Genomic DNA, 18067 nt, shown 5'->3' on the forward strand with positions numbered 1-18067 from the left:
CCGAAGAAGAGACTGTCCAGCGACAGTCTCTTCTCTATTTTCTATTTATACTTTGATATAAGCGCATTTTTAACCGTAGTTGGAACTAGTTCTGATATATCTCCTTTGTACTTAGCAACTTCCTTAACGATACTAGAACTTAGGAATGAATATTGATTATTGGTCATCATAAAAAACGTCTCAATATCTTCCTCCAGCACTCGATTCATTGAGGTAATTTGCATCTCATACTCAAAATCTGTTACTGCCCGTAGTCCTCTTAAAATAACATTTGCCTTTTTCTCCCTGGCATAATCAACCAAAAGACCACTAAATGCATCTACCTCAACATTAGGAATTTCTTTAGTAACCTCTTTAATTAATTCAATTCTCTCTTCAACTGTAAAGAGTGGACTTTTAGAAGAATTATTAAGTATACCTACATAAACGCGATCAAACACATTTGCCCCTCTTTTTATGATATCAAGATGTCCGTATGTAATTGGGTCGAAGCTTCCAGGACAGACTGCTATTCTAGCCATGGGTATTACTCCCTTCTAAGCCTTTATTACCATAAACTGATATAGCCGTTATTCCATATTTTTCATATTTCATACGACTATACTTTCCTAATGTATTTGATAATTCAACTTCATAATCATGTTCAGCAACTATGTAACCATGTTCAGCAAGAAGATGATGATCACTAATCACCATGATAAGCGCTTCCAATTGCTGATGATTGTATGGAGGGTCTAGAAATATATAATCAAACTGTATTTCTCTTTTTATTAATGCCTTTAGAGCTCTGGTAGCATCATTTCTATAAATTTCAACTCTACTTCCGAATTCACAATTCCCCACATTTTCTTTAATTGTTTGTATCGCTTTAAATTCTTTATCAACAAAAATCGTTTTTTCTATCCCTCTACTTAATGCCTCAATTCCTAAACCACCACTTCCACCAAATAAGTCTAATGCAATACCACCATCAAAATAGGGACCTATCATATTGAAAATAGCCTCTTTAACTTTATCGGTTGTTGGACGTGTAGATGTTCCCGGAACTGCCTTTAAGGGTCTTCCTTTACATATACCTGATATAACTCTCAAATAATCACCACATTTATCATTAAATATACTACCTATTAACACCATTCATATCCTACCATAAACGTTACTTTGATGCTAGAGATGGATTTATAACGTAAGTAGAATGAAAAGGACATCTCTTACTACTTCAATGTTATTGTCTACTGAATCTAAAAAAAACATAAACAATAGGTATACTCAAATAGCAATTGGTCATAATTAGTAAAGACAACATCGTTGATGATGTTGTTGCCAACCGCGGAGAAGACTTACGTTTCCCCATAAGTTCTTCCTCCGGTTTCTCCTCTCCCTTTGCCTTCTACCATGAAGAGGTTTGTTTGTACAAACTTCAAAATGGATATAGAAGGACCCTGCAGAACTTGTTTCTGCAGGGTTTTTTTTACCTTTATAGTTTAGACAATAAATTAAAGACCAATTTTATAATCGTATTCTTTAGCTTTATCAGGGTTTGAATTTTCATATTCAAGCTTCAAATACGGCTTATATGAAGGTTCTACCTGTTTTACATAAGGTAAGGCACGAATCTTTCCAATAATTGAGTCGATATTCTCCATATCATTATAAATCACCATGTATTTCAATCGTTTGGACACATAATGGATATTTCCAAATCTTCTCATCGATTTTATATGCTTTAAAGAATGTAGATAAACAATAATTCCTTGCCTTTGTCCGAACATTGTATTTTCTCCTTTTTAAATAAATCAGATGAAACACAAAAACTATTATTAGTGTAGCATAGTGGAGAATTAATTTAAATAAATACATTTCAGACAATTTAGAAGATCTGTGTGCCTTCTAACTACAACCACAACTTCCACCACTACCACATCCACCAGAACATGAGGATAGAGAATCAAAATATGGATTTCCTGTAGGCACTTTAATATTCTCGGAAACCGCAGTTCCAATCATTCTACTCACTTCATCCAAAAGTGTCTGAATTTCTTGTTCTGCTTTCTTAAAAGCAGCAATGGTTTCATTTAAATCCAATTGTCTCTTTAAGTCCCTGGTCTCTAAAGTGACTGTACGATAGTCTGGATGATATTTCCCAAAACGTTGTACTTCCTCATATTTATCTTTCATCTTTGAAAAATGCTTAATTAACTTTTGAGATTCTTGGTTATGTCTTAATGTATATAAAGAACGATTATATTCGTCCATTAATTCTGACTGTAGAATCATGTTCGCTATTTCATCACTTACATCTAGTATTTCTAATCTTTCTAATGTAGCAAGCATAATTTCACCTCCGACAATTAATATATCATGAAAAATGTGTTATAGCGACTTTTTCAGTAATCAGTCTTCTTAAAGCTCCAGTTTAATTGGCCTGCTCGAATGATCCCACAAATAATTGGGGAATTTTATTATAACTCAGCTTTAACAATGTTAAACCTAAAAATACTATTTGACGAAACATACACAACAAATTATACTTTTCTAGATTCAAAATAAGTTCACTTTCTTATAAAGGAGAAACACTTCATGAAACTTATTACATTTAATCCATTTAGAACCATCGGAATCCCAAATATAAGCTATATTAAACCTGAGCAAATGTTTAAAGAAATTGATCGCATTAAAGATGCAGACTTTATACTTTTCCCAGAAAACTGGCAGGTCAATTCTCTAGTTTATGGATTAAATAAAAACATCTTTCCTAGCATTCAGTCTATTCAATTAGGTTATAGTAAAATTGAGATGACAAGAGCATTATGGACAGTATGTCCTGAACATATTCCTTATACAGAGATCCTTGGCTCTTCTAGTGAAAATATAGAAAAAGTACTAAATACCTTCCCGTTTCCTTTTGTTGCGAAAGAAAATCGAAATTCAATGGGGAAAGGCGTATTTCTTATAGAAAATGAAGAGGACTTTTATGAATATGCAAAAAAAGTTGATACATTTTATATACAAGAATATTTAGAAAATGACGGAAGAGACCTAAGAGTTTGTGTAGTCGGAAATGAGATTGTTGCTTCTTATTGGAGAATTGGAGCAAATGGGGAATTTCTTCATAATGTTGCAAGAGGCGGAGAGATCTCTTATGATTTCGTCCCAAAAGAAGCTTGTGAATTAGTATTATCGATCGCAAAGAATTTAAATATTAACCACGCAGGTTTCGATATTATGTTTAGTGAAGGCAAACCTTATATTCTTGAGTTTAATACTCTCTTCGGTAATCAAGGAATGAGTAGACTTGACACTTCCATTGAGACAAAAATATTTGAGTATCTGTTAACACAATACAAACCACCATATCCAACAGGACCAATATCCCCATTAACAGGAGAACAAATATCATAAATACTTACTAAAAAGAGGCTTAACTGTTAGAGCCTCTTTTTCTATTCAATTGTAACCTTAAATTCTTTACTTAAATGATACCTTTTACCATGCATCCCTTTTAAGTCTAACTTTATATTATGTTTTCCCCTTTGCAAACCTTTAATTATAAATGCAGCAGTTGAGAATTGATCTACTTTTTTTCCGTCTACTGATAGTTCTATATATCCATCACCATATGAATTCTCCTGTTTATTAAGCCTAATATCAGAAATCATGCATTCTACATATACATCATTTCCTATAACTTGTTGACGAACGTCTAAGATTCTCTCAGTTTCTTTTCTCATTGCACTAACATGCCTGGTTTCTGGCTTAAATATTCTATTGTTCTCTAACATCACAATATGAACTACCAATGCTTCTGGAACTGGTTTATCGTTTGTACATGCAGTTAACAAAAAGGTACATAAGGCAATGGTAATGAATTTTTTCACTCTGTTTCACTCCTTCTTTTCCCTTAGTGTTATAAGCATGTCCGATTTTTAAACAAAAAAATAAGGGCTATGAGAATTCAATCACTTTTTCTCATAGCGCCATACATTTGCATCATCATTGAAGCAAACTCTAGCCCATTAGAAATCTTACCTACCTTATGTGGCCAAGTTTGTTTGAAATAGTCTTTTGTTTGTATTTCAAGCTGTTGCCTTTCATTCGGATATCTTGTTAGTTTTCGATACCAAATTGGATGACTTCGAACAAATTGTTTCATTTGTGGATTAGCTTGAAGCCATTCAAGTACATCCCTTCGCATAACAATCTCCTTTCTATACTAAATCTCTAATCTTTACGAAACGCAAAGGGATGGTTCTCTGTCTGTGCTTGCTTTTCGCTTCTTATAGAGTCTGATCCATTATTAGATCCACCTTGAAATTGTGTGATAACTTGTTGGATTGTCGAAATGGCGCTACCAACATTTGTAATCTGTTGTTGAACATCATTCATTTTTACATTTTTAAAAGACGAGAGAACTTTTTTCATCAAATCTGTTTTCGAAGTCTCTTTTTCGTTCGATTCTTCACGATTTTGATTGTACTTTGTCCATGAATCATCATTTTCTCCAAGCAAATACCAATCTTCATATATTTCTTGCCATGTTTTTTTCCCTTTACGAACTTCTTGTATTAAGCCTGGGTGTTTTTTTACAAAAAGTTTAAATTCTTCGATAGTAGGATTCTGACTTTGCTTTGCCATTTAAGTCACCTCTTCATATTACATTTGCCTACTATATCATATCTAAATAGCTCCTCATTTGTTCGCCCATTTCAGGTAATTAAATTTTTTGCAAAAAATTGCAAGAGATCATTAAACATTGTTAAAATAAATATGAAGAGATAATCATTCAAAGGATGGATAAAGATGAAGGAAGAGTTATTAAATCAATTAAATGAAGTCTATAGTGAAGCTTCTGAGGCAGAAAAAAAAACGATCGAAGAACTAATCAATGCAATATTGCGAAAACAAAAAAATGAAAACTCCTCTTATTTAAGTGAGATATTACAAGCTAAGGGAAGATTTATTGATAATCACTATGAAATAACAATTCCAAACTCCGAAATTATACAAAATTCTTTAAATATTGTTCATGGTGGTATTACTGCTACACTTATTGATTCTGCAATGGGGGGATTAGTTTTTGAATTGTTGCCAGAACATCAAGCAGCAGTTACAACCGAATTAAAAGTGAATTATCTTGCCCCTGGAATAGGATCTTCCTTAACTTGTATTGCTACTCTTATTAATAAGGGCACAAATCTAATTGTAACCGAGGGAAAAGTATACCGTGATGACGGAAAGCTAATGGCTCATGCTACAGGAAGTTTCTATATTATCAAGAGGAAGAAGTAAAATATAAATTATATCTAAATGGGGGAAATGAATGGTTGCTGCGATTTTAATTCCCATAATCTTCATTTATTTCTTTATAAAATCAAAAAAGGAAGCTAATAAGTATCATAGAGAGTGGATTACAATGACTGATATTAGAATAGATTCATCAGTCATTGGTACTGTTAGTCAAATATTCACACAGAAAGAACGTTTCTATTATAATAAATTTCTCTTCGAAACAACCTTAATTATTCAAACGACCGAAGGACGAACTATTAAATTAAAAAAAATTGAGCCAATTACACCAGAGTTTACACCGCCACTTTTCCTTCCAGGGGAGCAATTGGCTTTTTATGGATTTTGGGATCAAGATTATTTCCGCTTTTCTTTGTTTGAAAATTTCAATACCCAAGAATAATAGAAGGTATGATGGTTGTTTGATCCTTTCACACCTTCAGATTAGTTTGATTTAGATCATTCCCATTTCCGAACGAAATTTTGTGTATAGTGTTTCTCAAATACCCCAACACCAAGATGGGTGAATTCTTCATTTAATAGTGTTTCCCTATGTCCTTCACTATTTAGCCAACCTTCTACAGCGGCAATTCCATCTACATACATTGCCGCAATGTTTTCACCAGCAAGTTGGTAAATAATTTCACCTTTTGCCAGACGGTCTGCTAATCCACCAAATGTAGGTGAAGTATGAGAGAAATATTCATTTTGGTTCATATCCTTACTATGGTTATAAGCTACTGTAGAAGTACTTTCATCCCATTTCACAATTTCAAGTCCATGTCTTAATCTAATCACATTTGTAATATCTAGAATTTGAGCTGCATTTCCTTTTTCAACTTCCTCCCATTCTTCTTTACTAAGATCTTCTGTAGTTAACAGTTCCCCCCGATAAATAAGTTCATACGGACGTTGTTTAACAAGTGTATCACTATCCATATACCTAATACTCGATAGTTTATTTGTAAATGTATCAAAATAAAGTTGAACGAACACTTCACCCATTTTTAAAAGTGGCATCTTACTCATTTCAGTTTCATTTAATTCAAAACGATAGGAATTATTTTGTGAAATAAAGGAAACTTTATTTGAAAATGATACTTTTTCTTTTATTGCTTCTACAGTTTCATCAATCTGAAAAGGTTGTGTTTCTAATTTTTTGCCTATGGCGAAGATTGTTACTACTTTTTCATTTGCTATCCCTACTTGTAAATACTCTTCACTATTTTCATTATAGATCCACCAATCATAATCATATGAAGAACGATCCACTCTTACAGGTTTTCCTAATAACCCCTCAACTTCATCAGCATTCAAGCCAATATAAGAGATTAAACCCTCTTTTGGCTGTTGCTTAAATATATTATCTTCAGTTTCAAATGAATTTTCTATTTCGAGCTGCTTGTCCAGTTCCTGTGAGAGAAAGTGGGATTCTTCATCAACAGTTACTTTTTCAGTATTAATACTCTTAGCATAAATTAAAATAATAGAAACAATTACTAGAAAGATTATAATTATATTACTTGTTCTCAAAGGTATACCCCTCTCTAAAAGACTTGTCCATTGTTTCTATCATTATATTAATGGTTAGTAGATTTATGACTAATTGCTTTATTTTTAAAATAGCATTCTCAAAAATTGTTGTTTTAAAAATTTAAACATTGAAAAGGTAGTTTCTAGCAAGCTTAATCCACAGAATGGATATGAAGTATATCATAAAAAAAAACACCACAAGGGTGTTTTTTATCAAAAGAATATTCTAATGATGCACTTGCTCACTTTCTGATATCTCACTTAAAGCATAACCAGCACTTTCATCAGACATTTTTTCTACCGCAAGGTCACCAAGAGCAATAATACCTACTAGTTGGTCATTTTCAACTACTGGTAAACGTCGGATTTGATGCTCAGCCATAAGTTTAGATGCTTCTTGCAGTGAAGTATCAGGGCTAACTGTAATTAAGCTTTCACTCATTACATTAGTAACTTGATTAGATCCAGATCTTTTTTCAGCAATACCTCTTACCACTAAGTCACGGTCTGTTATCATTCCGATTAACTTACGTGTATCATTGTCTACAATAGGAATTGCACCTACATCTAAGTCCTTCATCTTTACTGCTACTTCAAATACATTATCAAGTTGAGTACAGCAATCCACATTAGATGTCATTACATCACGTACAGACTTCATTTAGTCAAACCCCCTTAGAACATTTTTAACTATTTAGAACCTAAAATCGTCATTTTTATGACGGTAACTATAGTATGGTCTTTAGCTATTCTGAACTATTCATTTAAAATTGTTTAGAATATAAACATTTTAAATGAATGGAGGTAATATTTCTTCTGCTTTGACAACTTTAATTCTTGCTAACATAAGCATCTTTATTACTATTTTAAACCATCTTAACATTGCAACTTATACGTTTTCATACTATTATTAAAAAGAAGGTATTTAACGGTTTATGTTTTCTAGGAGGGACTATAAAAAATGAAGTTTGATAATACAGGACTCGAAAATCAGACAATTGATTTATCTAGATTGAACGATGTAATGCAAGAACTAGGATTTGTTCTTGCAGGACAATGGGATTACGAACGTGTTACATATGATCGCAAGTTCGAACTTAAGGGAGACGTATTTTATTTGCGTGTTCAAGCTTTTACGACTGAAGGAGAAATTGAAGGTAAGCATGCCATTGTGAAACTTCTTACACCGTTATTAGGTAAGCATTATTATCCCCACGGTGTTGAATATGGTGATGGAGAAACATTCCCGAAAACCATTGTAGAGCAATCGACAAGATTGTTAGCACAACTATCAGATGCGCTTGAAAAAATAAAATAAATCAAGAAGAGGCTGTCCCAAAGTTATATTGATTGACATCATATTCACAAAATCTTAGACACCAAGGGTTAACCTGGGTACATAAGATTTTGAGGAATGATGTCCACCTTGGGGCAACCTCTTTTTATAATCTTAATAGAAAGCTGCTCACTATGTACTTGGAATTCGCTGCGAGCCACTCATCTACTGCAGGATTTGCGGTCCAAGTGAGACCTCGCAGGAGTGAAACGACGAGGAGGCTCACTGAACGCCCTGCGGAAAGGGAGTGGCTTGTAGCGAATGGAAAGTGTGCTAATTTCTTTTCTTAAATATCGTTTCTGTAAGAGATATCTTCAATTATAATATGAACGCGAGATACATGAATACCTGTTAGCTCTAGTATTTCATCCATAATAATTTTCTGAAGATGCACACAAGTATTTACAATATTCTCTCCTGAAATAATTGTTAGACGTAATTGAATTGTAATTCCATCATCATTCTCCAGTACACTGATTCCAGTTTTTTTTGTAATCTTCTGGATGAATCCAGTTTTTAAGCGAGTAGAATTAGTTGATATCTCTTCATACTCATTTATGCAAATCGTCGAAATGATTGATAATACCTCTTCTTTAATGTATAGAGAGCCCATAGTAAGTGCTTGTTTTAAGATGAATAACAACCTCCTTGTCAGGTTAGGAAATGTACAAAATACTGCTGAAATAATACACTTCTTCAGCTTATTGATATATGTAAAGATATACTATGTCACTTAACACTAAATGGGCACAAATTAGCTTAAATTATTACATTTTATAGTTGGTTTTAATTTTAATCTCAACTATAATTTAAAGTACTGAGTTTTTTTTGGAAGGGAGCAAACAGCATTTGTCTCAATTATTTAACAAACGCACTGCTATAATCACTTTTATTATTATATTGATTGTGGTTATTGCTTATTTCATTCTACCGATATCTCTACCACTAATCATTGCCTTTATTACCGCTCTTTTTCTTGATCCATTGGTAAAATTGCTACAGAAGAGGGCCGGTTTAAAAAGACATATGTCTGTTTTAATCATTTTTATTCTCTTTTTACTTTTAGTGACTGTAAGTGGTTACTTTATCATCACGAAAGTAATAGGTGAAGCCATAAATATTATTGAAAATGCACCTATGTATATCAATGAAATTAATCGAGTCATTCTTGATCTTGAAAAGAACCTTGCTTACCGATCACAAGATTTACCTCCTGAATTTGTTGAGGCCATCAGAAAGCAAATTGAAGGATTTTTAGTAACACTACAAACTTATATTGTTTCCTATTTTAATATCAATAATCTAAAGTCATTACTTACTGACATTCCGAATTATTTAGTTAGTTTTCTTGTTTATATGATTGCTTTATTCCTATTCATGTTAGATATTCCTAATATGAGACAACGAGTCAATGCTCATTTAACAGAAAAGACAGCGGACAAAGTCAATTTTATGGTATCTAGATTATCATATGTTGTACTTGGCTTTATAAAAGCACAATTTTTAGTAAGTGTTCTCATTTTTATCACATCACTAGTTGGCTTATTTATTATTGCTCCAGAGGTTGCCTTACTTATGGCCTTCATTATTTGGATTATTGATGTAATACCAATTATTGGTTCTATTATCGTAATGTTACCGTGGGCTTTATTCCATCTTATAACAGGTGATATTGTTTTAGGAACAAAACTTGCTATACTCGGTGCTATTTTACTAATCATTAGACGAACTATAGAACCTAAGGTTATGGGAACTCACATTGGTTTATCACCATTATCCACGTTAATCGCAATGTATTTAGGGCTAAAATTATTTGGAATCCTTGGCTTTATTATTGGTCCAATGATTTTAATTGCTTTTAATTCAGCTAGAGAAGCTGGAATCATTAAACTGAATTTTAAAATATAAGTTTAATATCAGCTAAAAGATAAAAGGAGGGAAATGCTCCCTCCTTTTATATTGCTTCTCCCATTTCCCACTTCAAAAATGCTCCTTCTTTTTTCGTGCATTTCATACCTAGTTTTTCAAACAGTCGAATCGTTTGAAAATTACTATCGCTACATTCAGTTATCACCTTTTTCGCTTCTGTTTGCGTGATTACCCATTCCATTAGGGCATCAATTGCTTCATAAGTTAAACTGGTGTCTTCTAAATCCTTTACCATATTGAAATGTATATTTACAATACCCCTTTTATCTGGCTTACCTTGTAAATAGATATCACCAATAATGGTCTTATCTGCATAATTAATGATTAACCATAATCCCCATCCATAAACAGACTCATCTTCTTCTAAATTCTCAATATAAATGGGAAGCATACTCTTAATCAAAGGAGACGGCCAGCCTTGAGGAATAATAATTGGTGACCTTTTTTCAAGTTCCTCTCTATGGAAGACAAGCGATTTTGCGATATCCAGGGAACAAGGTACAATTAATAAGCGCTCCGTAAAAATCTCAATCATTTTTATCATCTCTCCCTTTCTCCTAAGATGTTTCAGCAAAACTCAAAATCATAACTCAAAAATATGTAATGAAAAAATAACCACTATTAAAAACCAATAAAAAAAGTGTTATAGAATATCCTATTCCATAACACCTAATACATATTACTAAAAACCTAATATCGCTTTTATCACAGAGGTTGTTTCTCCCCCATGATAAAACACGTATAATAAAAGATATACAGCAACACCTGTAATTGCAGTAAAAAACCAAACAATACTCGTAATTGGTCCTAATTTCCTATGCTTTGCTAACTGATTCTTATATCCCGTCAGAAGTGTTATGATACCAAGAACAGCTCCAGTAGTAGCAAGACATATGTGAAAAATTAAAAAGACAGTGTAGTAAATTTTTATACTATCAGGACCACCAAATTGTGTATTTCCGACAAAAATTGTTCTGGATGCATAAATAATGAAAAAAATAATAGCAAAAATCGCTGCTAAAAACATCGCCTTTTTATGAGCTTCGATTTTTCTTCTAATAATAAGAGACCATCCAATTGCTACTGTAATTGCACTTAAAACAATAAAGATTGTGCTAATTGTAGGTAATAGCGGTAAAGAAATATTCATTAAGTTTCCTCTTTCTATATAAAAGTATCTTTATTAATTTTAGTAGAGATATTCGTAATTTGCAATCATTAGTTATTATATGAAAGCAAGTACCCATATTATTGGGTACTTGTCCAAAGAATTCAACCTATTTAATTGGCTGTGGGTTCAATAAGTCTGAATCCACTTGATCGTTTTCTTTTTCCTTACGAACCCATTGAAAAAAGATTACCCCTAGAATTATACCATAGACAATTTCCTGGATGATTTTCATGATCACTCCACCAAGCTGTTGATCCTCCACAAGTGGTAATGAATTAAACATCTGCGGTCCAACCAAGTCAATCGTTGCTAACATTCCAGGAGGTACACAGAGTTCTAGTGCAGTTGCCCATGCTGTAGCATCTGTGTATGTAGCGTATAGAGGAATATCAGCAAAAATAATCAACGCACAAGCCGGGGTAAGAAGAATACCATCAGCGAAAATATAACCAACTCTCTTAAGGCCGTTCAGTGTTTGCCATTCTGGTAACGGATTAATTAATGGCCACCACATCATAATCGAAGCAAAAAAGAGTATAAGTGTTGTGAATGTATGAAGCAACATATCAGTTTTGACGAAATCAAAAATTAATGGAATATGATAGAACGAAAATACACCGTTAAAGAATAGTAGTGCAAATAAAGGTAATGTTAAAAATTTAAAGATAGGTTTAACATACCGATTATTAACAAATGATCTTAGAATCCAATGAGGGATCCCTAGTATCAATAAGGGTGGAACTACTAAGTATAGGACACCCATTTGTATCATATGAGCACTAAACATTAAATGCCCCAAGAGGTCTACTGGACTCCCCTTACAAACATACACTAGTAGCATCGCTATCGAGAAGAAAATAATTTGTTTTTTAGTAGCTTTCTCTTCGATTCCTAAGCGCTGTCTTAACGGACCTATAATAACAAAATACCCGATTGTAATAGCCAGGATAACTAAAAAGAAATATGGACTCCATAATGCACGAAAACCAAATATTTCAATAGACATCTTCTACACCACCTAAAAAATTAAACATTCTATATTTAAATTATACAGCTCATTTTACATATATACAATTAACCAATACTGGGGAATTACATCCAATATAATCTCTTAAAAAAAGAAAATCGGCATATCCGCCGATTTTCTCCTAATCCCTTATGATTACCACCAAATGATCGTCATAAAAGCTAATACTGTAATTAATCCAACCAAAACACCTGAAAAAAGAAATAGAGTAGGTGCTTCATGTCCCTTGTGACTCATGTGCATGAAATAATATAGTTGGAAAATTAGTTGAACTACTGCTAACAGAATGATAAAAGGTACAGTGAACCAGCCACTAAAATCTGATGCAACTGCTAAGAATGCAGTAAGTGTTAAAAAGAGTGTGATTGCAAAAGTAACTAACTGATGCCTCATATCCTCTGCATTCTTTCTTCTGCGATAAGCTATGTCAACCTTTGGGTTTCCTGAATTCGAATGATTAGTCACCATTTTTATCCCACCATTCCCATTAAGTATACTACTGTGAAAATAAATATCCAAACTACGTCAATGAAGTGCCAATAAAGACTTGCTACATAATATTTAGGTGCATTATATAAATCAAGTCCACGACCAGCATTTCTAAACATTAACGTAAGGATCCAAAGTAATCCAAATGCAACGTGTGCTCCATGAGTTCCAACCAAAACGTAAAACGCTGAACCAAAAGCACTACTAGTAATAGTATGTTCAAGATGAATATAATGATTAAATTCATATATCTCAAGAGCTAAGAATCCAGCACCTAGTAGTACTGTAATACCTAACCACAATTGCATTTTTTTAAAGTCAAAATTCTTCATATGATACATAGCATACACACTAGTCAATGAGCTTGTTAAAAGGATCATTGTTGCAAAAAAGACTAGAGGTAACTCAAAAAGATCTTGACTAGTAGGTCCACCATTCGTTTTATCTCTGAGTGCTAAGAATGTAGCGAACAAAGAAGCAAAAAGAACCGTTTCTCCACCTAAAAATAACCAAAAACCTAAAAATTTATTTTTCCCTTCGAGGGTTGCCTTTTCCGGTGATGCAGGAAATGTTTCTGCAGTCAATTTTTCTTCAACATGCATTATGCTTTAACCCCCTTATTGTCATCATCATCCATTAAATCTTCTTTATGAATATGGAATCCATGATCATCAATTACTGAACGTAAGAACATTGAACCAAAGGTAATTGCCATACCAATGAATATGACTGGGATTGCCCAAGCATGCTCATCACCAAATTGATAAATAAATCCGAATGCAGCAATAAACAGTCCTAGAGACATTGTAAATGGTAAGAATGAGCCATTTGGCATATGAATATCACCAATTGGTTCAGCAGGTGTCATACCTTTCTTTCCTGCCATTTTCTCTACCCATAATGCATCAAGTCCTCTAACTAATGGTGTTTGCTTAAAGTTATACTCAGGAGGTGGTGATGGTATTGACCATTCTAATGTACGACCATCTCCCCAAGCATCAGCTTCTGCTATAGGACCATTAATAGATGTTTTCACAATGTTAATAAGTAGGATTAACGTTGAAATCGCCATAAAGAAAGCACCTACAGTACTAACTAAGTTTCCAAGTTCAAGCCCCTGTCCTGGTAGGAATGTGAAGATACGACGTGGCATCCCCATCAAACCTAAGAAATGTTGAATAAAGAATGTTAAATGGAATCCAATTAAGAATAGCCAAAAAGTCCATTTTCCTAATGTATCATTTAGCATACGACCAAACATTTTTGGCCACCAATAGGTAACTCCACCTAATAGACCAAAGACAACTCCTCCAACAATAACATAGTGGAAGTGAGCAACAACAAAGTAAGTGTCATGGAACTGATAATCAGCTGCTGCTGCTGCAAGCATAACACCCGTTACTCCACCCATTGTAAATGATGGGATGAATGCAACTGCATAAAGCATAGGAACAGTAAATGTAACCTGACCGCCCCACATTGTTAAAATCCAGTTGAAAATTTTGATTCCTGTTGGAACAGCGATGGCCATCGTCGCTACTGCGAAAATTGCGTTTGCGATAGGACCTAATCCAGTTGTAAACATATGATGCGCCCAAACCATGAATCCTAAGAATCCAATAAGTACAGTCGCAAATACCATTGATGAATAACCAAACAATCTTTTTCTCGAGAATGTTGCAAGAATCTCCGAGAATACACCGAAAGCAGGTAAAACAAGAATGTATACTTCTGGATGACCAAAGATCCAGAATAAGTGCTCCCATATAATTGTGTTTCCACCCATTTCAGGAACAAAGAAACCTGTTCCGAATAATCGGTCAAACATCATAAGTGCAAGCCCAACTGTTAATGGAGGAAAAGCAAATAATATTAGAGCAGAAGCTACAAAAGTAGACCATGTGAATAAAGGCATACGCATGTAAGTCATTCCTGGAGCTCTCATATTAATAATTGTTACGAGGAAATTAATACCACCAATTAAGGTACCAATCCCAGAAATTTGTAAACCTAATACATAAAAATCAATACCATGCCCAGGCGAATCTAATGCTAATGAAGCATAGTTAGTCCAACCTGCATCAGGTGCCCCACCTAAAAACCAGCTCATATTAAGGAATACTCCTCCGAAGAAGAATAACCAAAAACCTAGAGCATTAATAAAGGGGAACGCCACATCACGTGCACCAATTTGTAATGGCATAATAGCATTCATTAATGCAAACAGCAATGGCATGGCTGCTAAGAAAATCATTGTAGTTCCATGCATGGTTAAGATTTCATTATAAAAACCTGCGCTTACAAAATTATTATCCGGAACAGCAAGTTGAATCCGGATAAACATTGCTTCAAGTCCTCCGACTACGAAGAAGAAGCCACCGGCGATAAGATAAAGGATGGCGATTTTTTTATGATCAACTGTTGTTAAGTAATCCCAAACAGTTGCGCCAAATCCTTTTTTCTGAGTTAACGTACTCACTATGTAACCTCCCTTTTATTTTTATAAATACAATTAATCTTGTACTTTAAGATTTAAAAGATATTCAGATAACGCATCTAGTTCTTCTTCTGTCATACCTTCATGATCATAGCTACCTGTCATTTTGTTTCCAGGCTTAGCCGATTCTGGATCTTTTATCCATTTTTTGAGATTTTCTTCAGTAAACTCATAACGACCAGCTATACTAGAACGTTCACCAAAATTTGCTAAGTTTGGTGCAGTTGGTCTTTGTTCACCAGTATCAATCGCGTGACAGGCTATACAATTATATTGAGTGAATAACTCTTCACCTTGTGCAGCTAGTTCATTTACTGGCTCACTTACCTCAGCATTTTGCATATCAGATACCCATTGATCAAACTCTTCTCTTGGTAGAGGCTTTACCTTAAAGTCCATTAATGCGTGTGATGGTCCACAAAGCTCAGCACATTTGCCATAAAAAAGACCATTAGCTTTATCAGTACCTTCTTGGCTAAACTCTAACCAAAATTTGTTTACGTTATCTGTGTTTGTATCCATTTTCCCACCAACTGATGGAATCCAGAATGAGTGCTTCACATCAGAAGCCTTTAAGTTGAAATATACTCTTTCATCTGTAGGAACAATTAGTTCTTGTGCAGTTATGACACCTAGGTCAGGATATTCAAATTCCCACCAATAAAGATTAGCTGTCACATTTACAATGATTGCATTTTCATCTCTTGTCTCTTCTTCCATCGGTGAAACATCAGCTAATTTAAATGTCGCTGAAACAACAGGGACTGCAAACACAATAAGTAATAAGATTGGAATAATAGTCCAAATCATTTCAAGTTTATGACTGCCTTCCACTTGTTTAGGGATGATTGCTTCATCACCTTTCTTACGGCGGAATCGAACTAGTACATAAATAAATAGAATAGATACAACAATAATTACAAGAACCATAATCGATGTACTCAATAACATTAATGAATACTGCATATCCGCAACTTCACCTGCTGGTTGAAGTGTAGATAGATATGGTTTACCGCAACCTGCTAACAGTAGCGCCATTAAACCAATTAATGAAAAAAAGCGCATATTTGGTAGCCATTTTTTCATAGCGAAATCAAACCCCTCTTTCAATTTTAATGATTGAATATCACCCTATAATCGATACCATTTATTACCATCCCCAATGTTTAACTAAATTTCCGCAATAGTTCCTTAGGTGAGAACATGAATACACATTAAATTTATGTACGGCGCGAAAAATACCGCGCCCCAAAGGATCATTTGAACAAGAAACAGATAACAGTATGGTTTCAATTTCTAGGAGATACAAATTCCTTCTATATATAATTTTCATGGAGAAAGAATTACCTAATAAGTGTTTACCCTAGATTCTAGGTCAAACTCTAAATAGCAGTGACAATTACCATTGCTACAAACAGAATGGTCAAATAGTTAAGTGAGTATACAAACATATACTTTGCCCACTTAATATCATCCTGCATTTTAAATCCCATCATACCAATCACTAACCACCCTATATTCAATAGAGTAGCAAGTATTAAAAATGGAATACCTAGTGAAAATAGATAAAATGGTAGAGGTAATAGGCATGCTACCCACACAACCATTTGCCTTTTTGTAACAGCAAATCCATGTACTACTGGCAGCATGGGAATACCTGCCCTTCTGTACTCTTCACTTCTTTTCATCGCAATTGCTAGAAAATGTGGAGGCTGCCAGATAAACATAATTAGAAACAATACCCATGCTACTGCATGAAGACTTGAATCAATTGCAGCCCAACCTATTAAAGGCGGTACAGCTCCAGAAATACTTCCGATGACAGTGTTGATCGTATATCTACGTTTTGACCACATTGTATATAAAAAGACATATGTCACAAAACCAACTAGCCCAATAATAGTGGCTGTAATTGTAGTAAAAAGAAGAAAAACTGTTCCGATAAAAGTAAATATTATTCCCATGTATAAAACATGTATAGGAGTAACTTTACCGGTCACAGTAGGTCGATCCTTCGTACGTTCCATTAAATGATCTATATCTCGATCATAATAATTGTTTATAGCGCAGGAACCAGCTATGACTAAGGAAGAGCCAATTAGAGTAAAAATGACCGTACTCAAATTCTCTAATAAACCTCCTCCAGTAAAGTATAAAGCTAACCAAATACCGGTGAAGGTTGTGATAAAGTTCGAATTTACAATTCCAATCTTTATTAACGCTAGAAAATCCTTGAAAACGGTTTTTTCTTCCATTTTCTGAGGACTGATTTTTTCGATATGAGAAACTGCATCAGGCAATGTTCTCGTATTTTCCATGTTAAATCCTCCCTTTTATTGGACATCATGTTTAAATAGCATTTGCATCAGAAACGTTTTAGTCTTTATAACTTTTATGTCCATTGACTAAGGAAATATTTTTTAAACAAATCTATATATGATCCATCCACCATTTTATAACCGTTTGCAATTAATATATCCATTTAATACATTAGCAACGTCTTTATAGTATAAAGAAGTTTACAACTTTTACAATAAATTATATTAAAAAACTCCTTCTTTGTATATTAAACCATACTTTCTACCGGAATTGTGAACAATTTTTGAATAATATTTGACTTTTTTATGACCTATTTTCTTTAATACCCTCTATTAACTATTATACACGGTAAGATATAAAAACATATCACTTTACCTATTTTATCAATAAGAAAAACCGATAAGGTATCTCACTATTTCCACAATGTTTATAGTGGATACAACATGTGCTATTTATTGAACAACTTCTATAAAAAGTAAC

General features: G+C 33.7%; 23 protein-coding genes. 5 read left to right on the plus strand and 18 right to left on the minus strand.

Annotated features, from left to right (window positions below):
- Positions 1 to 41: 41 nt before the first annotated feature.
- The 4 genes from coaD to BLQ56_RS04795 form a co-directional block, all read right to left on the minus strand.
- Positions 42 to 521, minus strand: coding sequence for a pantetheine-phosphate adenylyltransferase (coaD, locus tag BLQ56_RS04780; RefSeq protein WP_090850496.1), 480 nt, complete (start codon positions 519 to 521; stop codon positions 42 to 44).
- Positions 514 to 1092: a 16S rRNA (guanine(966)-N(2))-methyltransferase RsmD gene (gene rsmD, locus BLQ56_RS04785; protein ID WP_090851293.1), complete on the minus strand. Its 579-nt coding sequence runs from the start codon at positions 1090 to 1092 to the stop codon at positions 514 to 516. The genes coaD and rsmD overlap by 8 nt, the downstream gene beginning before the upstream one ends.
- 404 nt (positions 1093 to 1496) lie before the next feature.
- Positions 1497 to 1772 (minus strand): YlbG family protein, encoded by a 276-nt coding sequence (locus BLQ56_RS04790; protein WP_090850497.1) that lies wholly within the window; start codon positions 1770 to 1772, stop codon positions 1497 to 1499.
- Between the two features lie 118 nt (positions 1773 to 1890).
- A complete protein-coding gene (locus BLQ56_RS04795; RefSeq protein ID WP_090850499.1) occupies positions 1891 to 2334 on the minus strand; it encodes a YlbF/YmcA family competence regulator in 444 nt (147 codons plus the stop codon).
- A gap of 246 nt (positions 2335 to 2580) precedes the next feature.
- Between BLQ56_RS04795 and BLQ56_RS04800 the strand changes: the two genes are divergently transcribed.
- A complete protein-coding gene (locus tag BLQ56_RS04800; protein ID WP_090850501.1) occupies positions 2581 to 3402 on the plus strand; it encodes an ATP-grasp domain-containing protein in 822 nt (273 codons plus the stop codon).
- Between the two features lie 41 nt (positions 3403 to 3443).
- Here BLQ56_RS04800 and BLQ56_RS04805 read toward each other — a convergent pair whose 3' ends face one another.
- The 3 genes from BLQ56_RS04805 to ylbD all read right to left on the minus strand — a co-directional run bounded on the left by BLQ56_RS04805 (position 3444) and on the right by ylbD (position 4635).
- The gene (locus BLQ56_RS04805; RefSeq protein ID WP_090850503.1) at positions 3444 to 3878 is read right to left on the minus strand and encodes a hypothetical protein; all 435 of its coding nucleotides are present in this window, start codon (positions 3876 to 3878) and stop codon (positions 3444 to 3446) included.
- Between the two features lie 77 nt (positions 3879 to 3955).
- Positions 3956 to 4195 (minus strand): YlbE-like family protein, encoded by a 240-nt coding sequence (locus BLQ56_RS04810; RefSeq protein WP_090850505.1) that lies wholly within the window; start codon positions 4193 to 4195, stop codon positions 3956 to 3958.
- A 26-nt stretch (positions 4196 to 4221) separates the two neighbouring features.
- Positions 4222 to 4635, minus strand: coding sequence for a YlbD family protein (ylbD, locus tag BLQ56_RS04815; protein ID WP_090850507.1), 414 nt, complete (start codon positions 4633 to 4635; stop codon positions 4222 to 4224).
- A gap of 165 nt (positions 4636 to 4800) precedes the next feature.
- On the opposite strand from ylbD, the gene BLQ56_RS04820 reads away from it, so the two are divergent.
- The gene (locus BLQ56_RS04820; RefSeq protein WP_090850508.1) at positions 4801 to 5289 is read left to right on the plus strand and encodes a PaaI family thioesterase; all 489 of its coding nucleotides are present in this window, start codon (positions 4801 to 4803) and stop codon (positions 5287 to 5289) included.
- A 31-nt stretch (positions 5290 to 5320) separates the two neighbouring features.
- Positions 5321 to 5689: a hypothetical protein gene (locus BLQ56_RS04825; RefSeq protein ID WP_090850510.1), complete on the plus strand. Its 369-nt coding sequence runs from the start codon at positions 5321 to 5323 to the stop codon at positions 5687 to 5689.
- A 56-nt stretch (positions 5690 to 5745) separates the two neighbouring features.
- Here BLQ56_RS04825 and BLQ56_RS04830 read toward each other — a convergent pair whose 3' ends face one another.
- Complete coding sequence (locus BLQ56_RS04830; protein WP_238457173.1) at positions 5746 to 6819, minus strand: CAP domain-containing protein; 1074 nt, start codon at positions 6817 to 6819, stop codon at positions 5746 to 5748.
- Between the two features lie 226 nt (positions 6820 to 7045).
- Positions 7046 to 7480: a CBS domain-containing protein gene (locus BLQ56_RS04835; RefSeq protein WP_090850512.1), complete on the minus strand. Its 435-nt coding sequence runs from the start codon at positions 7478 to 7480 to the stop codon at positions 7046 to 7048.
- A 300-nt stretch (positions 7481 to 7780) separates the two neighbouring features.
- Between BLQ56_RS04835 and BLQ56_RS04840 the strand changes: the two genes are divergently transcribed.
- Positions 7781 to 8137, plus strand: coding sequence for a YugN family protein (locus tag BLQ56_RS04840; RefSeq protein WP_090850514.1), 357 nt, complete (start codon positions 7781 to 7783; stop codon positions 8135 to 8137).
- 304 nt (positions 8138 to 8441) lie between these two features.
- On the opposite strand, the gene BLQ56_RS04850 is transcribed toward BLQ56_RS04840, so the two are convergent.
- Positions 8442 to 8798, minus strand: a complete 357-nt coding sequence (locus tag BLQ56_RS04850; protein WP_139163068.1) for an Asp23/Gls24 family envelope stress response protein — start codon at positions 8796 to 8798, stop codon at positions 8442 to 8444.
- Positions 8799 to 9004: 206 nt separating this feature from the next.
- On the opposite strand from BLQ56_RS04850, the gene ytvI reads away from it, so the two are divergent.
- Positions 9005 to 10063 (plus strand): sporulation integral membrane protein YtvI, encoded by a 1059-nt coding sequence (gene ytvI / locus BLQ56_RS04855; protein ID WP_090850520.1) that lies wholly within the window; start codon positions 9005 to 9007, stop codon positions 10061 to 10063.
- A gap of 46 nt (positions 10064 to 10109) precedes the next feature.
- Here the strand turns inward: ytvI and BLQ56_RS04860 are convergent, their stop codons facing one another.
- The 8 genes from BLQ56_RS04860 to cyoE all read right to left on the minus strand — a co-directional run bounded on the left by BLQ56_RS04860 (position 10110) and on the right by cyoE (position 17523).
- Positions 10110 to 10628: a GNAT family N-acetyltransferase gene (locus BLQ56_RS04860; protein ID WP_090850522.1), complete on the minus strand. Its 519-nt coding sequence runs from the start codon at positions 10626 to 10628 to the stop codon at positions 10110 to 10112.
- A gap of 138 nt (positions 10629 to 10766) precedes the next feature.
- The gene (locus BLQ56_RS04865) at positions 10767 to 11234 is read right to left on the minus strand and encodes a DUF420 domain-containing protein (RefSeq protein WP_090850524.1); all 468 of its coding nucleotides are present in this window, start codon (positions 11232 to 11234) and stop codon (positions 10767 to 10769) included.
- Positions 11235 to 11361: 127 nt separating this feature from the next.
- Entirely contained in the window at positions 11362 to 12261 is a 900-nt protein-coding gene (ctaG, locus tag BLQ56_RS04870) for a cytochrome c oxidase assembly factor CtaG (protein WP_090850526.1), read from the minus strand.
- A 156-nt stretch (positions 12262 to 12417) separates the two neighbouring features.
- Complete coding sequence (ctaF, locus tag BLQ56_RS04875) at positions 12418 to 12750, minus strand: cytochrome c oxidase subunit IVB (RefSeq protein ID WP_090850528.1); 333 nt, start codon at positions 12748 to 12750, stop codon at positions 12418 to 12420.
- A 2-nt stretch (positions 12751 to 12752) separates the two neighbouring features.
- The gene (gene ctaE / locus BLQ56_RS04880) at positions 12753 to 13373 is read right to left on the minus strand and encodes a cytochrome c oxidase subunit III (RefSeq protein ID WP_090850530.1); all 621 of its coding nucleotides are present in this window, start codon (positions 13371 to 13373) and stop codon (positions 12753 to 12755) included.
- The gene (gene ctaD / locus BLQ56_RS04885; RefSeq protein ID WP_090850532.1) at positions 13373 to 15250 is read right to left on the minus strand and encodes a cytochrome c oxidase subunit I; all 1878 of its coding nucleotides are present in this window, start codon (positions 15248 to 15250) and stop codon (positions 13373 to 13375) included. Before ctaD ends, ctaE begins: the two co-directional genes overlap by 1 nt.
- Positions 15251 to 15283: 33 nt before the next feature.
- Positions 15284 to 16354 carry a cytochrome c oxidase subunit II gene (gene coxB, locus BLQ56_RS04890; RefSeq protein WP_090850534.1) on the minus strand — a complete coding sequence of 357 codons (1071 nt, stop codon included), beginning with the start codon at positions 16352 to 16354 and terminating at the stop codon, positions 15284 to 15286.
- A 296-nt stretch (positions 16355 to 16650) separates the two neighbouring features.
- On the minus strand, positions 16651 to 17523 hold the full coding sequence (gene cyoE, locus BLQ56_RS04895; RefSeq protein ID WP_238457194.1) for a heme o synthase: 873 nt from the start codon (positions 17521 to 17523) through the stop codon (positions 16651 to 16653).
- Positions 17524 to 18067: the final 544 nt, after the last annotated feature.

This window comes from Litchfieldia salsa (assembly GCF_900104555.1).
Taxonomy (GTDB): Bacteria; Bacillota; Bacilli; order Bacillales; family Bacillaceae_L; genus Litchfieldia; species Litchfieldia salsa.

Bases quoted from the DNA above. Each gene is read 5' to 3' on its own strand.
- BLQ56_RS04840 (WP_090850514.1), top strand. From the start codon at position 7,781: ATGAAGTTTGATAATACAGGACTCGAAAATCAGACAATTGATTTATCT.
- ctaG (WP_090850526.1), bottom strand. From the start codon at position 12,261: ATGTCTATTGAAATATTTGGTTTTCGTGCATTATGGAGTCCATATTTC.
- BLQ56_RS04795 (WP_090850499.1), bottom strand. From the start codon at position 2,334: ATGCTTGCTACATTAGAAAGATTAGAAATACTAGATGTAAGTGATGAA.
- ylbD (WP_090850507.1), bottom strand. From the start codon at position 4,635: ATGGCAAAGCAAAGTCAGAATCCTACTATCGAAGAATTTAAACTTTTT.
- BLQ56_RS04790 (WP_090850497.1), bottom strand. From the start codon at position 1,772: ATGTTCGGACAAAGGCAAGGAATTATTGTTTATCTACATTCTTTAAAG.
- cyoE (WP_238457194.1), bottom strand. From the start codon at position 17,523: ATGGAAGAAAAAACCGTTTTCAAGGATTTTCTAGCGTTAATAAAGATT.
- BLQ56_RS04825 (WP_090850510.1), top strand. From the start codon at position 5,321: ATGGTTGCTGCGATTTTAATTCCCATAATCTTCATTTATTTCTTTATA.
- coaD (WP_090850496.1), bottom strand. From the start codon at position 521: ATGGCTAGAATAGCAGTCTGTCCTGGAAGCTTCGACCCAATTACATAC.
- BLQ56_RS04860 (WP_090850522.1), bottom strand. From the start codon at position 10,628: ATGATAAAAATGATTGAGATTTTTACGGAGCGCTTATTAATTGTACCT.
- BLQ56_RS04865 (WP_090850524.1), bottom strand. From the start codon at position 11,234: ATGAATATTTCTTTACCGCTATTACCTACAATTAGCACAATCTTTATT.
- coxB (WP_090850534.1), bottom strand. From the start codon at position 16,354: ATGAAAAAATGGCTACCAAATATGCGCTTTTTTTCATTAATTGGTTTA.
- ctaE (WP_090850530.1), bottom strand. From the start codon at position 13,373: ATGCATGTTGAAGAAAAATTGACTGCAGAAACATTTCCTGCATCACCG.
- BLQ56_RS04820 (WP_090850508.1), top strand. From the start codon at position 4,801: ATGAAGGAAGAGTTATTAAATCAATTAAATGAAGTCTATAGTGAAGCT.
- BLQ56_RS04810 (WP_090850505.1), bottom strand. From the start codon at position 4,195: ATGCGAAGGGATGTACTTGAATGGCTTCAAGCTAATCCACAAATGAAA.
- BLQ56_RS04800 (WP_090850501.1), top strand. From the start codon at position 2,581: ATGAAACTTATTACATTTAATCCATTTAGAACCATCGGAATCCCAAAT.
- ctaF (WP_090850528.1), bottom strand. From the start codon at position 12,750: ATGGTGACTAATCATTCGAATTCAGGAAACCCAAAGGTTGACATAGCT.
- BLQ56_RS04835 (WP_090850512.1), bottom strand. From the start codon at position 7,480: ATGAAGTCTGTACGTGATGTAATGACATCTAATGTGGATTGCTGTACT.